Below are 17,022 nucleotides of genomic sequence, written 5' to 3' on the forward strand. Positions count from 1 at the left end.
CTGAGATAGTGAAGAACGACCTGACGTTTGAAGTCGGTCGAGTATTTTTGCTTTCCCATAGAAACGAAGAACCCCTACTCGTTGGGTGTCCAACTTTCGGGGTTCACTTCATTACGCAGGTGGTTTTTTTATCACCAAATTAACATGGGATATTAATCCCAAAACCTATCACCCCAACGGCGGCGTGCGCGGCGGCACCATTCGCTTGCTGCCGGTGGACTCGAAAGCCGAAGCAAAGCGCAGCAGGTTGTTGTCGTCATAGGCGCGACCGGCGAAGGTCAGGCCCACCGGCATACCGATATCGGCCATGATGCCCATGGGGACAGTGACGGTCGGCACGCCGAGGTGGCGAATGGCGAGGTTGCCGTTGGCAACCCAGATGCCGTTGCTCCAGGCGATATCGGCGGAGGCCGGGTTCACATCCGCATCAGCCGGGGCGACGTCGGCGACGGTCGGGAACAGCACGGCGTCGAGCTTGAGCCCGTCCATCCAGTCCTCCAGATCCAGCTTGCGGGTCTGCTCCAGACCGCGCAGGCCGTCCGGCACAGAGGCTATCTCATCGAAACGCTTGAGGCCGCGCTTGGCCATCTTGACGTACTCGTCCATGCCCGCCGCCAGATCCCCTTCGCGGTTCGGCAAGGTGCCCGGATCGTGGGGGAAGATCTTCGGCCCATCGACATCTTCAAGTTTGTTCAACTTGGGATCGCCGTTGGCACGCAAGAAGTCGTCGAACGCCCAGCCGGATAGCTCCCACAGCTCGTCGTTGAGAAACTCCGGGCTCACGATGCCGCGATTGAACACGGTCGGCGCGCCGGGTCGGTCCCCTTCGCAGTTGGAGACCAGCGGGAAGTCCACTTCGATGACTTCCGCGCCCGCGGCTTCCAGCGCCTTGCGCGCCTGTTCCCACAGCGCAATCACGGTCTCGCGGGTATGGATGCGCTGACCGGTCGGGCCGCCGATGCCGGGGTTGTCGCTGGTGCCCGCCAGTTCATCCTTGTTGATAAACATGCGCGGCACGCCGAGGCGCTTGCCCTTGAGGGTATCGGCCTTGTCAGCCAGCTCCAGATAGGACGCCGGACGCACTTCGGAGGCCTTGGGCAGTTGCACCCAGGGCTGCATGCGCCACAGATCACCACGGGTATCGGCATCGTCAGCCACTACCACATCCAGCACTTCCAAGAGATCGGCCATGGTGCGGGCGTAGGGCACGACGACGTCCATGGTCGGGGTCAGGGGCCAGTTGCCGCGCACCGAGATGACGCCACGGGACGGGGTGTAGGCGCACAGACCGTTGTTGGAAGCCGGGCCACGGCCACTCGACCAGGTCTCTTCCGCCAGACCAAAGGCGGAGAAGCTGGCGGCGGTGGCGGTACCGGCCCCGTTGGAGGAGCCGGAGGCAAACGGCGCGGTCAGGTAGTCGGCGTTGTAGGGGCTCTCGGCACGGCCATAGACGCCGCGCTGCATGCCGCCATTGGCCATCGGCGGCATATTGGTTTTGCCAAGGCAGATGGCACCGGCGGCGCGCAGGCGCTCAACGGTAAAGGCATCGCGCTGGGCCACCAGATCCTTGAAGGCCGGGCTGCCGGAGGCGGCAGTCAGCCCCTTGACCAGATAGCTGTCTTTGGCGGTGTAGGGGATGCCGTCGAGCGGGCTCAGGGTTTCGCCACGGGCGCGGCGGGCATCGGAAGCCTCGGCCTCTTTCAGCGCATCGGGATTGGCGACCACCACTGCGTTGAGTTTGGTGGCAGTCTCGGGGCCGTTGTAGGCCTCGATCCGGGCCAGATAGGCCTTGACCAGTTCGACCGCGGTGGTGCGGCCTGATTCGAGCGCGGCACGCAGCTCGGCAATGGAAACCTCGGTGACATCTACCATTTTGGCGATCATGGGGATCTCCTGTAAAAGGGTGACTGTTTGTCATGATGATCGCCGCATCGGCGCCTGCGACCATCACATCATCAAGGGATAAAACCCCACTGAGTGGGGTTTTGAATACCAACCTTGGCTGGCTTGGAACAGGTTCTTACTTGCCAGAAGGAATTTGCTGAGTAATGCAGTGGATATTGCCACCGCCCAGCAGGATCTCGCGGGCCGGCACGCCGACGACCTTATGCTCCGGGAAGATCTCTTCCAGAATGCGCTGGGCTTCGCCGTCGGTGGCGGCATCCAGCAGCGGGTAGACGATGCGATCGTTGGTGATGAGGAAGTTCACGTAGGAACCCGCCAGACGGCCCTCTGCCTCGCGCGGCACACCGCTGCCGCTCTCGACGCCGGCGGACTCTTCCTGGGTGCAGTAGAGCGGGCCCGGCTGGGGCAGCTTCCACACTTTCAGCTTGCGACCCTTGGCGTCCACCGCCGCTTCCAGCACCTGGAGGGCAGCCAGGGAGCGGGCGTACTGGGGATCTGTCTCATCGTCAGTCCAGTGCAGGGCCACTTCACCCGGGCGCACGAAGCAGCACATGTTGTCGATGTGGCCGTCGGTCTCGTCCATGTAGACCCCTTCGTCCAGCCAGATAACGCTCTTCACACCCAGATAGTCGCGCAAGTGCGCTTCGATCTGCGCTTTGGTCAGGTGCGGGTTGCGGTTTTCGTTGAGCAGGCACTCGGCGGTAGTCAGGCAGGTGCCTTCGCCATCCACATGGATGGAGCCCCCTTCCAGAATGAGCGGCGCGTCGTAACGATCCATGCCGTGCTGCTCCAGCATCCGGGCAGCGACCTCTTCATCCTGGTTCCACGGGTAGTAGAGACCCCCCTTGTGACCGCCCCAGGCGTTGAAGCCCCAGTCCACCCCACGGCACTCGCCTGCGGCGTTGGTGACGATGGTGGGGCCAGTGTCGCGGGCCCAGCAGTCATCGCTGGCCATTTCCACCAGGGTAACGTGGGCGGGCATGATGCCACGGGCCTGCTCCATAAACTGGGCCGGCACCCCCATAAAGACCGGCGTCGCGCCACCGATGGCATCCGCCACCTTGGCGAAGGTGGCCTGGGCGAAGCGACCGGCTTCCCGCCAGTTGTCCGGGCGGAACGGCCAGATCATCCAGACGGCCTGCTGGTGAGCCCACTCGGCGGGCATGGTGAAGCCGTCGGCGGCCGGCGTGGAATTCATGGTCTTGATGCTCATCGCAAGGCTCCTTGCATGGATTGAGGCCCCCCTTTACGCCCGATGCGGCGCGGGAACCCGGAAAAATAAGAGTGGGTCGCAGTGTAAGAAGTTGCGCGCCCATCCATCAAATGAATAGGATTAATTGTCCCATAAACACGGCGAATAATCCCCCCATGAAACTGCACCAGCTCGACCTCAATCTGCTGCTCGCCTTTGACGCTCTGATGACGCAAGGGAGCGTGACCCGCGCCGCCGAATCGCTCTTTATCAGCCAGCCCGCCATGAGCCACTCCCTCGGCCGGTTGCGGGCCTTTCTCGGCGACCCGCTGCTGGTGCGCACGCCCCAGGGGATGTTGCCGACTCCCCGGGCCCAGCGCCTGCATCTGGGGGTGCAGCAGGCGCTGCGGCTGCTGGAGCAGCAACTCTGGGAGGAGGACGAGTTCGCGCCGCGTCAGTCGAAGCGCCGCTTCGTGCTCTGCACCACGGATTACGTGGAGTGCGTGCTGATCCCGCCCCTTATCCAGCGCCTCAGAAAGCTGGCGCCGGGCGTCACCATCGAAATCCGCATCCTGCGCGATACCCTGCCGGAAGCCGAGCTGGCGAGCGGCGAGATAGATCTCGTGCTTGGGTTTGACGAGTACATGCAGGTGCCGGGGTATCTGGGCAAGGAGACCTGGCTCACCGAACCCCTGGCCGGGCTGGTGCGCGCCACCCTGGAGCTGGAGGAGGAGCGCATCACCCTCGACCAGCTAATCGAGATGCCCCATGTGTTCCACTCACCGCTCGGCACCTCGGAGGCGAGCCTCGACCGCTATTTGCAGAGCCTGGGCCACAGCCGCACCATCTCGGTCAACAGCCAGAGCTATATGTCCGCCGCCGCCATCGTGAGCCAGAGCGATCACCTGCTGGTGCTGCCCAGCATGGTGGCCGAGCTGCTCGCCAGCCACTGGCCGCTGAAAAGCCTGCCCCTGCCCGACGACGTGCCGGATTATCACCTCAACTGCGTCTGGCATCCGGTCCACGCCCAGCAACCGGCGTTGATCTGGTTGAAGGCGTTGATGAAGGATCTGGTGAATCCGGGCTAAGCGGCTGCGGCTGGCAGCCCCCTCATCCCCAACCCTTCTCCCATTCTTTTGTAAATGAGCGGGAGAAGGGGGCAAACCCCCTGCTGCGAGGGGAGTTCCCAGCAACAACAAAGGCTCCCGCGGGAGCCTTTGTTGTTTCCATCCTCGCCATCACGCCCGCAGGGCGCGCATCATCCGGGCAACGACACCGGTCAGCAGAGGGCGGTCGGGGTGACACTGGGCGAAGGTGACCAGTCCCTGGATATGGACCTGCAAGAAGGCGGTCAGGGTGGGGATGTCCCCCTCTTTTGCCAGCTCTCCCTGCGCCTTTGCCAGGGCCAGCTGCCCGGCCAGATCCTGTTCCAGCTCGCCGTAGATGGCCTTGAAGCGAAGGTGCAGCTCCTCGTCCTGCTCCGCCAGCTCCATCAGGGTGCGGGTCAGCAGGCAGGAGCCCTGCAGGGCATCGTCCACCACCTGCTCGAGGTAGGCGTGCAGCCCCGCCAGCGGGCTGGGCTGTGCCAGGCAGCGGCGGCGCAGGGCCCCCTTCTCTGCCACATAGTGATCGACCGCCGCCAGCAGCAGGCCGCGCTTGTTGCCAAAGGCGGCATAGAGGCTGCCCGGGTGCAGGCCGGTTGCGGCCACCAGCTCCTGCATGGTGGTCTTGGCATAGCCTTTGGCGCGAAAGGCTTCCATGGCGTTTCGCAAGACGGCATCCCGATCGTATTCGGCGCTGCGCATGGGGTCTCCGGTGGCAAGGTCCCGCGGGACGGAAAAAACAGGGCGGCAAGTTTACCCCAGCCTCCCCCGTCAATCCATGTTGAATGCTTGCTCAAAAAATACTTGCACACAAACCAAAAAACGTCTTGAATGCCCGTTCAAGAATCACTCCCTCAGGACAGACGATCATGAATACCCTGTTTCAGCCCTATCGCCTCAACGACACCCTCACCCTCGCGAACCGTTTCATGATGGCCCCCCTCACCCGCTGCATGGCGGGCCCGGGTCTGGTGCCCACCGAACAGATGGCCGCCTACTACGGCCGCCGCGCCGACATCGGCCTCATCATCTCCGAAGCCACCATCATCCGTCCGGACGGGCAGGGCTACCCCAATACCCCGGGGCTCTACAGCGCCGAACAGATCGCCGGCTGGAAGAAAGTGACCAGCGCCGTGCATGCCAACGGCGGCAAGATCTTCGCCCAGCTGTGGCACGTGGGCCGTCTCTCCCACCCCTTCTTCCACCACGCCGAAGTGCTGGCCCCCTCCGCCGTCGCCCATGAGGGCACGGTGCCGCGCATGCGCGAGCTGGTCTATCAGGTGCCCCGCGCCCTGACCGGGAGCGAAATCGCCCAGCTGGTCGAAGATTACGCCCAGGCCGCCGCCAACGCCATCGAGGCGGGCTTTGACGGGGTGGAGATCCACGGTGCCAACGGCTACCTCATCGATCAGTTCCTGCACCACGCCAGCAACCTGCGCACCGACAACTACGGCGGCAGCCCCGAGAACATGAGCCGCTTCGCCCTCGAGGTGGTGGATGCCATCGCCGCCCGCATCGGCGGGGATCGCACCGGCCTTCGTCTCTCCCCCGGCGCCTATGTGCACCTGGAAGGGGATGCCCGGGATCGCGCCGTGTTCGACCACCTGCTGGCCGAGCTGAACCAGCGTACTCTGGCCTATCTGCACCTGGGTATCTTCGATGACAGCCTCACCTTCGACTACCTGGACGGCCGCGCCTCCGACTACCTGCGTGCCCGCTACGACGGCCACCTGGTGGGAGTGGGCAACTACAGCGCAGAGACCGCGCTCGAGGCCATTGAGGCGGACCGCTTCGACCTCGTCGCCATCGGTCGCCCCCTCATCGCCAACCCGGACTACCTCGCCAAGGTGAAGCAGGGAGAGGCGCTGACCCCCTATGCCGACACCATGCTGGCCGAGCTGGTCTAACCCTCGCCGGCGCCTTGCCTGACCAAGGATGGGATCCGCGCCCCCGCGCGGGTTTCCAATGTTTGGGCCCTCTCCCGGGCCCTTTTTTCTGCCTGCCTTTCGCCCTTTTTCACGCAAATGGTTGTCACCAACAACCAAAAGATGGTATTGGTTGCGCACAACAACCAAATACCATCACAAGGAGACAACCCCATGGATCCCCGCCCCCTGCGCGCCCTGTCGAGGGAACTGGTACGCGAACTCGGCATGCTCTCCCAGCAGTGCGGCTCGCTGGCCCTGAGCCCACTGGAGGCCCACCTGCTCATCGAGCTGGAGAACGGTCCCGCCACCAACCAGCAGCTTGCCGAGCGCCTTCGCATCGACAAATCCAACGCCAGCCGCCCCCTGGCCCGCCTCGCCGAGCGGGAGCTGATCGCCTGGCAACCCCACCCCTCTGACGGGCGCAGCAAGGAGGCGAGCCTCACCGAGCCGGGCAAGGCACAGCTTGAGGAGCTGCACCGGCAGATGGACGAGACCATGGCGGGGGCCCTGGCCCAGCTCTCCCCCGCCGAGTGCGAGCAGATCTGGGAGGGGATGCGGCTCTATCGCAGCGCCCTCTCCCGCGCCCGCCGCCAACAGGGGTTCGTCATCCGCCCCATCACCCCGGCCGACAATCCCCGGATCGCCGCCGTGGTGCGCACCGTCTCCGCCGAATACGGCCTCACCGCCGACAAGGGGTACGGGGTGGCGGATCCCAACCTCGATTTTCTCCACGAGACCTATCAGGGGGAGCGCAGCCGCTACTGGGTGATTGAGGGACCGGACGGCGCCATTCTCGGCGGGGGCGGCATAGCGCCGCTGGCGGGGGCACCGGATGTGTGCGAGCTGCAGAAGATGTACTTCCTGCCCCCCCTGCGGGGGCTGGGCCTGGGACGGCGGCTGGTGTTGCAGGCGCTGGCCGAGGCTCGCGCCCTGGGTTACCAGCGCTGCTATCTGGAGACCACCGCCGTGCTGCGGGAAGCCACCGCCCTCTATGAATCCCTGGGCTTCGAACACCTGCCGGGGCCCCTTGGCTGCACGGGCCACGATGCCTGCGAGATCTGCATGGTGCTGGCGCTCGACTAGCTCAAACAACAACAAGGGGCCCATGGCCCCTTGTTGTTTCATCTTTCGCCCCCTGATCAGCCAGCGCGCTGCTCCAGGGTCCCAGCAGGCCGGGAAAGCGGCCGCTTGGCCCAGACCCCGGCCAGCAGAGAGCCGGACAGGTTGTGCCAGACCGAGAAGAGGGTGCCAGCCATGGCCGAGGCGGGAGTGAAGAATTTCATGGCCAGCGCCGTGGCGAGGCCAGAATTCTGCAACCCCACTTCGAAGGCCACGGTGCGGCAGATCCGCTCCTCAAAGCCCAGCCAGCGACTGACCCAGTAGCCCGCCGCAATGCCGATGCCGTTGTGCAGGATCACCGCCAGCGCCACGATGGGGCCGATGCTGGCGAACTGCCCTGCGTTGAGGGCGACCACGATGGCGATGATCATGACGATGGCGGCCATGGAGACGAGCGGCAGCACGGGCTCGATACGTGCAGTCAGGGAGTGGAGGAAAACATTGGCAACCACCCCGAACACCACGGGGATCAGCACTATCTTCACCAGGCTCAGCAGCATGTCCAGCACCGGCACGTCGACGCTCTTGCCAGCCAGCAGCTGCACCAGCAGGGGGGTGACGAGCACCCCGAGCAGGGTGGAGAGAGCTGTCATGGTGATGGAGAGAGCCACATCGCCCTTGGCCAGATAGCACATCACGTTGGAAGAGGTGCCACCGGCAACGCTGCCCACCAGCACCATGCCCACGGTCAACTCGGCATCAAAGCCCAGCAACAGGCTGACCAGCAGAGCGGCCAGCGGCATCACGCTGAACTGCAATACCAGCCCGAGGCCGATGGCCTTCTTGTTGCGCACCACGTCGAGGAAGTTCTGGGGTTTGAGGGTCAGCCCCATGGCCAGCATGATGATGGTCAGCAGCGGCACTATCTGGCCCTTGAGGCCGACGAAGGGCTCAGGCTGCCAGTAGGCCAGCAGGGAAAACAGCAGGGCCCAAAGCGGGAAGAGGTGGGTGATGCGTCCAAGCATGATGTACTCCTTGTTATTGTCCAGACGCGGGCAGACCGGAGGATGCCCGCAGGGAACTTTCTCTTATACCAGCTTTGTCGCCGGCAGGCCCGTGTAGCGGCGCTCAGGAAGGGAAATAGAACCAGGCGGTCTGGATAAGACCCTCCTTCACCTCGAACACCGCCACGCTCTCGATGGGCTCGGGGGAGAGGCCGTGGATCAGCTCGTGATCGAACACCTTGTTGCCCAAGACGGTGCGTGACAGCAGCTCGGCCTTGAGCAGCGGGTTGTTGAATCTGTGCTGTGCATAGAAGGCCCGCAGCGCCCCCTTGCCGACTGTGCTCGGCGTCTCAGTCGGCATGCGATAGCCTTTGAAATCCGGGGCAAAGCAGGCCACGAAGGCGTCGAGATCGTGGGCATTGTAGGCGGCAAACTGCGCCTCTACGGGTTGGGTGACGGACATGTCTCTCTCCATGGGCGAAATTAAAATCACTTATCCTGGATTTTTATTCAGACATCAAGCCCCGAATGGGGATCTACGCCCCTTCCAATGAAACGCCCCATAACAAAAAACCCCGCCGAAGCGGGGTCTCTCTGGTCATCAGCCACCCGCTGGGTGCGGGCGGGGTGATCAGTGTTCGCGGGTCTGGCGGAAGTGAACGTCCGGGTGACGCTCCTGGGCCAGGCGCAGGTTGACCATGGTCGGGGCGATGTAGGTGAGGTTGTCACCACCATCGAGGGCCAGGTTGACCTCGTTTTTGCGCTTGAACTCCTCGAACTTCTTGACGTCGGTCCCTTCCACCCAGCGGGCGGTGGCGACGTTGACCGCCTCGTAGATGGCCTCGACGTTGTACTCGCTCTTCAGACGAGAAACCACCACGTCGAACTGCAGCACACCGACCGCACCGACGATGAGATCGTTGCTGATGAGCGGACGGAACACCTGCACCGCCCCCTCTTCGGAGAGCTGCACCAGCCCCTTGAGCAGCTGCTTCTGCTTGAGGGGGTCACGCAGGCGGATGCGGCGGAACAGTTCCGGCGCGAAGTTCGGGATGCCGGTGAACTTGAGATCTTCACCCTGGGTGAAGGTGTCGCCGATCTGGATGGTGCCGTGGTTGTGCAGACCGATGATGTCGCCGGCACAGGCCTCGACCGCCTGTTCACGGTCACCGGCCATGAAGGTGACGGCGTCGGAGATGTTCACGTCCTTGCCGATGCGCACGTGACGCATCTTCATGCCCTTGGAGTAAGTGCCTGACACGATACGCATAAAGGCGATACGGTCGCGGTGTTTCGGGTCCATGTTCGCCTGGATCTTGAACACGAAACCGGAGAACTTCTCCTCGGTCGCCACCACTTCGCGGCTCTCGGCCTTGCGCGGCATGGGGGCTGGCGCCCAGTCGGTCAGGCCGTCCAGCATGTGGTCGACACCGAAGTTGCCGAGGGCGGTCCCGAAGAAGACCGGGGTCATCTCGCCGGCGATGAAGGCATCGTGATCGAACTCGGGAGAGGCGCCCTGCACCAGCTCCAGCTCGCCACGCAGCTGGGCAGCCAGATCGTCGCCGATGGCGGCATCCAGCTCGGGGTTGTTCAACCCCTTGACCACCCGCTTCTCCTGGATGGTGTGGCCCTGACCGCTCTGATACAGGTAGGTCTCGTCCTTGTAGAGGTGATAGACACCCTTGAAGGATTTGCCACAGCCGATAGGCCAGGTGATGGGGGCGCACATGATGTTGAGCTCGCGCTCCACCTCGTCCATGACCTCCATCGGGTCGCGCACTTCGCGGTCCAGCTTGTTCATGAAGGTGAGGATGGGGGTGTCGCGCAGCCGGGTCACTTCCATCAGCTTGCGGGTCCGGTCTTCCACACCCTTGGCGGCGTCGATGACCATCAGGCAGCAGTCGACCGCCGTGAGGGTACGGTAGGTATCTTCGGAGAAGTCCTCGTGACCCGGGGTGTCGAGTAGGTTGACCAGGCAGTCGGCGTAGGGGAACTGCATCACGGAAGTGGTGATGGAGATACCGCGCTGCTTCTCCATCTCCATCCAGTCGGATTTGGCGTGCTGGCCCGAGCCACGGCCCTTGACGGTACCGGCGCGCTGAATGGCCTGTCCGAACAGCAGGACCTTTTCGGTGATGGTGGTTTTACCCGCATCCGGGTGCGAGATGATCGCAAAAGTGCGTCTCTTGGAGACTTCACTCAGAAATTCAGCTGACATAATTCGACGTTCTTCTATTGAGCGGCGGCCTGGAGCCACCGTGGGAAAAATGCGGGACAGCACCTTGGAATCAGGGCGCCCATGCAGACAACGACACCACGCGGGCGGGTCAGTGACCGCCGGTGGAGACAGGAGAAGCGCGTTGCATTACATGGGTCTGGCCCCGGATCAAAGCAAAATTGCGCGGCATTATACCCGCGCGAGTGAAAAATACCCAGCCCGCTATCACGGGGGCCCGGGGTCGGCCTCACCGGGCCGTCATCACCCGGTTGCGCCCCGCCAGCTTGGCCTCGTACATGGCCTCGTCGGCCCGGCGCACCAGCTCGCCCAGGTTGTCATCCTCGGGTTTGTACTGGGCGCAGCCGATACTGATGCGGATGGGGTGATCCGCAGGCACCCCCTCAATCTCGAGACGGGCGACGGCCTGGCGGATCCGCTCCGCCACCTCGACGGCCTCGTTCAGGAGGGTATCCGGCAGCAGCACCAGAAACTCCTCGCCGCCGTTGCGCCCCACCCTGTCGAGGCTGCGCAACTGCTCCTCGATGCACTGGGCCACGGCGGTGAGCACCCTGTCACCCACGTGGTGGCCCAGCTGGTCGTTCACCTTCTTGAAGTGATCCACATCCAGCAGCAGCACGCACAGGGGGTTGCCCTCCTCCCGGGCCTGGGTGAACCATTTGCACCCCTTGGCCTGGATCTGGCGCCGGTTGTGGATGCCGGTCAGTTCGTCCGTCATGGCGAGGCGCTGCATCTTGCGGGTGCGCCCGCGCTGATGCACCACCAGGGTACCCATCACCACCAGCAGCAGGGCCACCACCAGGTATTGCCAGTAGCGCCGCTCCTGCAACTGCTTGAGTTTCTCCGCCTGCAACTGCTGCTGGGACCTGAGGGTCTGGTTTTCCAGCTCCTTGCGGGCGAGATCGAACTCGAAACGCATCTGCAAGGAGCGCTGTTCCCGCAATCTGAGCTCGAGGGCCTGGCGGGTCTCGACATAGGTCTTGAGGCTGGTGAGGGCCGACTGGATATGCCCCTGACGCTCCAGCACCCGGGCCCGTGTCTCATGCACCCGGGCGAGGAAGCGCAGGTTCTGCTCCCGGGTAAAGATGGGCTCGGCCTCGTCCAGGTGCCGCAGCGCCTCGCCGGGTTGGTTCAGGGCCTCGAGGACGTCGGCCATGACGAGGTGCCAGTGGCCCAGGGTGACGCTGTCCGCCCCCTCCCCCTGATGAAGGGAGGCTGCCGCCTGATCGAGCTTGGTCATGGCCTGGTCCGGCTTGCCCTGTTTCTGCAGGATGGTGGCCAGCTCGATCCGGCTCCAGGCCAGGACCCCTTCCTGGTTTGACCCCAGATAGTAACGCTCCGCTTCGGCCATCAGGGGCAGCGCCTTGTCGTACTCTTCGGTGTCGATGTAGAGGAGCCCCTGCTGGCTGTGAATGTCCACCAGGTACTCCTCGTCCCCGAGCTGCCGATAGTCGTGTTCCAGCTCGTTGAAGTAGCTCTCGGCCCGCTCATAGAGCCCCATCCTGCGATAGGCATTGGCAATATTGGCGAGCACCTCGCGCCCCTTGGCCTCCAGCCCGAGCGCCTCGTAGCGCTGGTGGGCATCGATGAGATCCATCAGCCCCTCCGCCAGCTCCCCCTGGTAGGAGTACATCTCCCCCCGCAGGCTCAGGATGTCGGCACGCTGGCGCTCATCCCCGAGCCGGCGAGCCAGGGTCAGGGCGGCGTCGTAATCCTCCCCGGCCCCGGCCATGTTGCCGAGCAGTTGCCGGTGATACCCGCGGCAGGCGAGCAACCCCACCTCGGTGACCCTGTCCTTGCGGGCACGGGCCTGCGCCAGCCCCTGCTCGGCAAACGCCACCGCGCGGCGAAACTCCTCGTCCCGTTCACTCGGCTGGGCCCAGCACTGCAGCCGGGCAAGGCGGCCCTGCACCTCGGGCGGATAGTGTGCCTGTCCGGCAGTCAGGGCGGCGACGCGCTCGCGAAACACCTGCACCGGCATCGTCGACTCTTCCAGCTGCTGCAACGCCAGTTGCAACTCGTACCCAGCCAGTGGCGTCGTCTGGGCCAGGGCAACCCCCAGCAACAGACCACCTCCCATCAGGATCTTCATGCGGACATTTTCTCCTCTTCACTGGCCGGACGCCGCGCTCACCGCTGTCATCATATCCCCACAGACTCTGGGCGCACAGCCGCCAGAGGGTGAGAAAACTCCTCATATCGAACGAGAGCCTCCCCTATCCCCTTCTTTACAGAAGGAGAGAGTGCATCGACTATATATGCTTTCGAACAGGGGAAGGGATGAGGAATGACCTACGAGGAGCTGAGGGAGGCTTACGACAGGTTGTTGCTGGAGAACGAGCGTCTCAAACGCATCGCGGATGACGCGCGGGAGAAGCTGGACGCAGCCATGGACGGCACCGGCCTGTGCATCTGGCAGAACCATGTGCCCACCGGCAAACTCATCATCTTCAACCGGCGCTGGGGCTCCATGCTCGGTTACCAGCCCAAGGAGCTGTCGGCCCACTTCGACGTCTGGCGCGCCCACCTGCACCCGGAGGACAGGGAGCAGGTGCTGCAGGCCTTCTTCGATCATCTGGAGGGCAAGAGCCCGTTTTATCAGGCGATGCACCGCATGATCGGCAAAGATGGCAAGACCACCTGGGTGCTGGACCGGGGCCGGGTGGTGGAGCGGGATGATCAGGGCAACCCCGTCCGGGTGATGGGCACCCACATCGACATCACCCACGAGAAGGAGTACGAGCAGCAGCTCGCCCAGCTTGCCCACCGGGATCCCCTCACCGGCCTGTTCAACCGCACCGCGCTGCACCGCCACTTTCCCGGGGAGTACCAGGCCATCTGTTTCATCGATCTCGATGACTTCAAGCTGGTGAACGACAACCTGGGCCACCGGGCAGGTGACGAACTGCTGGTCTCCCTTGCCCAGCGCCTTCGCCACTGCTGCGCCGAGGAGGTACGGCTGGGGCGCATCGGCGGGGACGAGTTCGTGCTGCTGCTGCCCTGGGCGTGCGACGATCCCCGCACCAGCCACCTCGCCCGCCAGTGCATCGATGCCATCGCCACCCCCTTCGAGCTGCCCAACGGGGACGCCTCGGTGGGACTGAGCATGGGGATTGCGGCCATCCGGCCCCAGGACGATTTCGGCGCAGCGCTGGCCCGGGCGGATCAGGCCATGTACAGGGTCAAGCGCAGCGGCAAGCGGGGTTTTTACATTGCCCAGCCAAGCGGTCAGCCGCTGCTGGATCAGGAGCAGGTCAACGAACGGGGCCTCTACCACAGGCCCACGCTCTGAGCCTGAGCGCCCTCAATGGCGCTGCCAGCGCCGCAGCAGGCGTCCACGCAGGCCGCAATCGAGCAGCCAGCTGTTGTCGAACACCCGCAAAATGGCCGCCTTGGCGTGACGGGACATGGCGACCGCATGGAAGCGTGTCTGCTGCGCCCGTCGCCGGTTCATCCGCTCGAGCAGGGCGTGGGGCAGGTTCTGGGCGATGAAGTCGGAGATCACCAGCACGTCGGCCTTGGCAAAGGCGGGTTGTTCGAGCTGGGTCAGGGCCTGCTCTAGGCAGGGCACCAGATCGGTCCCCCCGTGAAAACTCATGGAGAGAAAGCGCTCCGCCTTCTCAAGCCCGGTGTCGGCGGTGATCTCCAGGGTCGCCACCTCGGTGGAGAAGAGCATCAGATAGCAGCCCCGCTTCTCCTCCATCGCCCCCTTGAGCAGGGCGAGAAACAGCGCCTTGGCGCACTCCTCCGGATAGCCCCCCATGGAACCTGACGTATCGACGCAGACGATGAAGGGGCCCCGCGGCTGCACCTCCTGCCCTCCCTGCTCGGGGGAGCGCAGCATCAGACGCTGGCGCGGCAGGGTGCCCCGCGACTGGTAGCTCAGCAGGCGCCGCTCCAGATAACGGCGATAGAACTCCAGCTCCAGCTCCGGCAGCGCCAGCATCACCGCCTCGCTCGGCAGGAGGCGCATCAGATCGCTGGCCGGGTGCACCCCCACCAGATCGTCGGGCACATCGTCACTTTGCACCTCCTCCAGCTCGTGCACAGGCACCGGCGGCAGCGTCCTGTCCTCGCTGCGCCGCTCCCGCTCGCTGCGCCCAAGCAGGGCGGCAATCTCCGCGAGCAGAGGCTCCTGCTGCAACATGCGGGCGTACTGCTTCACCAGCGCCAGGCTGCGCTTGTGCCAGCTCCCCTGGGCCAGATCCCAGAGCCCCCCGGCGGAGATCTGGTGCGGATCCAGGGCATCGGCCAGGGTCCGGTTGGCCAGCAGTTGATCCTCTATCTCCTGGCGCTGCTTCTCCCGCTCCGCCTCCGCTATCTGCTGCTGCAACTGCAACAGGCTGCCCACCAGGCTGGCACGCCACTTCTCGATGAAGAGCTGGCGCAACCCCTCGGTGGGCTGGGCCACTATCTGGCGCACCAGGCTGCGGGCATCCCCCGCAAAAGGGCTGTGCTGCTCAAGGGCTTCCAGCAGGGCGGGCAGGCGCCCCACCAACTCCGGCAGGGGCAGTTGCCGGTGGGCCTGATAGAGCAGGTATTCCCGCTCGAGGGCCACCGGCACCGGCTTGTGGCGCATCTCCTCCCCAAGCTGTTCGCTCCAGGTCTGGATGCGCTTTCTGAGCAGCTTCCCCTGCAGGGGCGAGCGCTTGAGGAACTCGGAGATCTTGGGGGTGGAGGCAAGCAGCAGCGCCATCTCCCCCGCCAGCTCCCCCTCCCCCATGAGCAGCCCCAGGTCCATCATGCCGATCTCTAGCATGGGCCACCCCGGGCGTTGAGATGTGATGGAATATCATGCTGACTAAACATGTTTTTCATCCTGTTTATTTCACCAATCCCACGTCAGGCGCGACGTCACCCCTGTGCATCGAGAAGAGGCAGACGATCCCGCCACTGCTGCAGCTCGGCCCCCAGCCGCTCCAGGTCCCGGCTCAGCACGAAGAAGCTGTCCTCCACCTGACGCAGCCAGTGGTCCCCCACGAACAGATGGGGCTGGTGACGGTCGAACAGGTTGCGCTGGCCCTTGAGGTTTTGCAGCACCCGGTTCACCTGGCCCGTCAGGTCGTCCAGGGCCGACAGCCAGGGGGCCATCACCACCTCGGGGATGGGGGTGCGCTCCACCAGCATCAGGGGCACGGGCTGGCGCTGGATATCCAGCACGTGCAGCCGCAACTGCTCGTCCAGCACCAGCTCGTAGTGCCCCTCCTTGGGGTTGCCGAGGGGCCAACCCACCAGCGCCTCCCCGGTGGGGTGCCAGTGAGAGAGCAGGGTGCGATCAAAGGTGAGGGTGGCGGTGAGGCGCTCGGGATCGCTGCCATCCAGGGGCGCCGGGGTGAGCAGCTGGAAGTGCACCAGCTTGCCGAACAGCCTGGCGTTGGCCAGCGGCAGTTCGGTGCCGCGGGCGCGACGGCTGAACCACTGCTTGCGCTTGACCGCCTTGCAGCCGATGCGCAAGGCGACCGCCCCCTGCAACTGCTTGAACTGCTCGCGCAGGGAGAGCAGCTCCCGGGTCAGCGCCAGTTGCTGGTAGCCGTAGAGGCGGGAAAACTCGCCGATCATCTCCAGCAGCGCGGTGCGGGAAGCCTCGTCGTGCCAGAGGCAATCCTTGAACAGCAGCAGATCCAGGGGCGCCACCTCGTCGCGGCCATTGAAGAAGGCGCTCGCCTTGATGAGCCGCACCGCCTTCTTCCAGCGCCGATCCGAGACATAGCAGCCGTGCCCGAGCTGGCTGTCGAGCTGCTGGCGCAGCTGGTAGATGAGTTCGAAACAGGCGTCCGGCAGGCGCACCTGCTCGATGGCATCCTGCCAGGCGTCGTACTCCTCCCCCCGAATCTGCACCGCCGGGGTCAGGTTCTGATGGGATTGGCCATCGCTCGCCAGCATGGCCTGGAAGTTGGATTTCTCCTGCACCCTGTCCATCCAGACCCGCACCAGCATGCGGTCGTAGAGCGCCTCCAGCCCGCTGTCCGGGGCAGGCAGCTCGTTCGAGGCGGTGACCAGCAGCCGCATGGGAATGGGGTGCTGGCTGTCGCCGTTGCGAAACTGCCGCTCGTTGATGGCGGTGAGCAGGGTGTTGAGGATGGCGGGGCCCGCCTTCCAGATCTCGTCGAGGAAGACCACCTCGGCCTCCGGCAGGTAGCCGCTGGTCAACCGCAGGTACTTGCCATCCTCCTTGAGCGCCTGGATGGAGAGGGGGCCGAATACCTCCTCCGGCGTACTGAAACGGGTCATCAGGTATTCGAAATGGCGGGCATCCTGAAACGCCAGCTTGAGGCGCCGCGCGATCAGGCTCTTGGCGATGCCCGGGGGGCCCAGCAGAAAGACGCTCTCGCCACTCAGGGCCGCCAACAGGCCGAGCCGCAGGGCATCCTGGCGCTCATACAGTCCCTCGCCAAGGGCGGAAAGGAGCCGTGGCAGGCGCTCATGAATGGGGGTGGCACGAACAGTATTCTGGGCTAAAGGCGGCATAGGCACAGTTCCGAAGCTGATAGGTCATCCGTGGTGACGGGGTCCGGCCTCTGGCCCCGCCCCACTCTCATTGTCTGTCATCTCTGCCCCCGGGGAGGCGCTCGTTTGCCATCGCCACAGGGCGAAA

The 17,022-nt window shown here is 64.4% G+C and carries 13 protein-coding genes; 4 read left to right on the top strand and 9 right to left on the bottom strand.

Going from position 1 to position 17,022, the window contains the following annotated elements; genetic code table 11:
* Positions 1 to 168 precede the first annotated feature (168 nt).
* Together PG883_RS09250 and aguA are read right to left on the bottom strand one after the other, a co-directional pair.
* The gene (locus tag PG883_RS09250) at positions 169 to 1,872 is read right to left on the bottom strand and encodes an amidase (RefSeq protein ID WP_270807151.1); all 1,704 of its coding nucleotides are present in this window, start codon (positions 1,870 to 1,872) and stop codon (positions 169 to 171) included.
* A gap of 148 nt (positions 1,873 to 2,020) precedes the next feature.
* Positions 2,021 to 3,118: an agmatine deiminase gene (gene aguA / locus PG883_RS09255; protein ID WP_213320732.1), complete on the bottom strand. Its 1,098-nt coding sequence runs from the start codon at positions 3,116 to 3,118 to the stop codon at positions 2,021 to 2,023.
* A gap of 155 nt (positions 3,119 to 3,273) precedes the next feature.
* Here aguA and PG883_RS09260 point away from each other — a divergent pair, with 155 nt between their 5' ends.
* Positions 3,274 to 4,185: a LysR family transcriptional regulator gene (locus PG883_RS09260; protein ID WP_048206938.1), complete on the top strand. Its 912-nt coding sequence runs from the start codon at positions 3,274 to 3,276 to the stop codon at positions 4,183 to 4,185.
* Positions 4,186 to 4,335: 150 nt separating this feature from the next.
* On the opposite strand, the gene PG883_RS09265 is transcribed toward PG883_RS09260, so the two are convergent.
* Positions 4,336 to 4,902 (bottom strand): TetR/AcrR family transcriptional regulator, encoded by a 567-nt coding sequence (locus tag PG883_RS09265; protein WP_270807138.1) that lies wholly within the window; start codon positions 4,900 to 4,902, stop codon positions 4,336 to 4,338.
* Between the two features lie 167 nt (positions 4,903 to 5,069).
* On the opposite strand from PG883_RS09265, the gene PG883_RS09270 reads away from it, so the two are divergent.
* Both PG883_RS09270 and PG883_RS09275 read left to right on the top strand, forming a co-directional pair.
* Positions 5,070 to 6,107, top strand: coding sequence for an alkene reductase (locus tag PG883_RS09270; RefSeq protein ID WP_039039415.1), 1,038 nt, complete (start codon positions 5,070 to 5,072; stop codon positions 6,105 to 6,107).
* A gap of 192 nt (positions 6,108 to 6,299) precedes the next feature.
* On the top strand, positions 6,300 to 7,211 hold the full coding sequence (locus tag PG883_RS09275; RefSeq protein WP_270807139.1) for a MarR family transcriptional regulator: 912 nt from the start codon (positions 6,300 to 6,302) through the stop codon (positions 7,209 to 7,211).
* A 56-nt stretch (positions 7,212 to 7,267) separates the two neighbouring features.
* Here PG883_RS09275 and PG883_RS09280 read toward each other — a convergent pair whose 3' ends face one another.
* From PG883_RS09280 to PG883_RS09295, 4 genes are all read right to left on the bottom strand, one after another.
* Positions 7,268 to 8,212 (bottom strand): bile acid:sodium symporter family protein, encoded by a 945-nt coding sequence (locus tag PG883_RS09280; RefSeq protein WP_041211045.1) that lies wholly within the window; start codon positions 8,210 to 8,212, stop codon positions 7,268 to 7,270.
* Between the two features lie 103 nt (positions 8,213 to 8,315).
* On the bottom strand, positions 8,316 to 8,654 hold the full coding sequence (locus PG883_RS09285) for a nuclear transport factor 2 family protein (protein ID WP_039039412.1): 339 nt from the start codon (positions 8,652 to 8,654) through the stop codon (positions 8,316 to 8,318).
* Positions 8,655 to 8,822: 168 nt separating this feature from the next.
* Positions 8,823 to 10,412, bottom strand: a complete 1,590-nt coding sequence (gene prfC, locus PG883_RS09290) for a peptide chain release factor 3 (protein WP_089503670.1) — start codon at positions 10,410 to 10,412, stop codon at positions 8,823 to 8,825.
* A gap of 244 nt (positions 10,413 to 10,656) precedes the next feature.
* Positions 10,657 to 12,519, bottom strand: coding sequence for a diguanylate cyclase (locus tag PG883_RS09295; RefSeq protein WP_180907174.1), 1,863 nt, complete (start codon positions 12,517 to 12,519; stop codon positions 10,657 to 10,659).
* 195 nt (positions 12,520 to 12,714) lie between these two features.
* Between PG883_RS09295 and PG883_RS09300 the strand changes: the two genes are divergently transcribed.
* Positions 12,715 to 13,719: a sensor domain-containing diguanylate cyclase gene (locus PG883_RS09300; protein WP_049635922.1), complete on the top strand. Its 1,005-nt coding sequence runs from the start codon at positions 12,715 to 12,717 to the stop codon at positions 13,717 to 13,719.
* A gap of 12 nt (positions 13,720 to 13,731) precedes the next feature.
* On the opposite strand, the gene viaA is transcribed toward PG883_RS09300, so the two are convergent.
* Together viaA and PG883_RS09310 are read right to left on the bottom strand one after the other, a co-directional pair.
* Positions 13,732 to 15,186: an ATPase RavA stimulator ViaA gene (gene viaA, locus PG883_RS09305; protein ID WP_041214545.1), complete on the bottom strand. Its 1,455-nt coding sequence runs from the start codon at positions 15,184 to 15,186 to the stop codon at positions 13,732 to 13,734.
* A 95-nt stretch (positions 15,187 to 15,281) separates the two neighbouring features.
* Positions 15,282 to 16,895 carry an ATPase RavA domain-containing protein gene (locus PG883_RS09310; protein WP_270807140.1) on the bottom strand — a complete coding sequence of 538 codons (1,614 nt, stop codon included), beginning with the start codon at positions 16,893 to 16,895 and terminating at the stop codon, positions 15,282 to 15,284.
* Between the last annotated feature and the right edge of the window lie 127 nt (positions 16,896 to 17,022).

The organism is Aeromonas sp. QDB25, assembly GCF_027707725.1.
GTDB classification, from domain to species: Bacteria; Pseudomonadota; Gammaproteobacteria; order Enterobacterales; family Aeromonadaceae; genus Aeromonas; species Aeromonas caviae.

Coding starts and splice junctions, on each gene's coding strand:
- PG883_RS09250 (WP_270807151.1), bottom strand. CDS start 1,872: ATGGTAGATGTCACCGAGGTTTCCATTGCCGAGCTGCGTGCCGCGCTC.
- aguA (WP_213320732.1), bottom strand. CDS start 3,118: ATGAGCATCAAGACCATGAATTCCACGCCGGCCGCCGACGGCTTCACC.
- PG883_RS09260 (WP_048206938.1), top strand. CDS start 3,274: ATGAAACTGCACCAGCTCGACCTCAATCTGCTGCTCGCCTTTGACGCT.
- PG883_RS09265 (WP_270807138.1), bottom strand. CDS start 4,902: ATGCGCAGCGCCGAATACGATCGGGATGCCGTCTTGCGAAACGCCATG.
- PG883_RS09270 (WP_039039415.1), top strand. CDS start 5,070: ATGAATACCCTGTTTCAGCCCTATCGCCTCAACGACACCCTCACCCTC.
- PG883_RS09275 (WP_270807139.1), top strand. CDS start 6,300: ATGGATCCCCGCCCCCTGCGCGCCCTGTCGAGGGAACTGGTACGCGAA.
- PG883_RS09280 (WP_041211045.1), bottom strand. CDS start 8,212: ATGCTTGGACGCATCACCCACCTCTTCCCGCTTTGGGCCCTGCTGTTT.
- PG883_RS09285 (WP_039039412.1), bottom strand. CDS start 8,654: ATGTCCGTCACCCAACCCGTAGAGGCGCAGTTTGCCGCCTACAATGCC.
- PG883_RS09295 (WP_180907174.1), bottom strand. CDS start 12,519: ATGAAGATCCTGATGGGAGGTGGTCTGTTGCTGGGGGTTGCCCTGGCC.
- PG883_RS09300 (WP_049635922.1), top strand. CDS start 12,715: ATGACCTACGAGGAGCTGAGGGAGGCTTACGACAGGTTGTTGCTGGAG.
- viaA (WP_041214545.1), bottom strand. CDS start 15,186: ATGCTAGAGATCGGCATGATGGACCTGGGGCTGCTCATGGGGGAGGGG.
- PG883_RS09310 (WP_270807140.1), bottom strand. CDS start 16,895: ATGCCGCCTTTAGCCCAGAATACTGTTCGTGCCACCCCCATTCATGAG.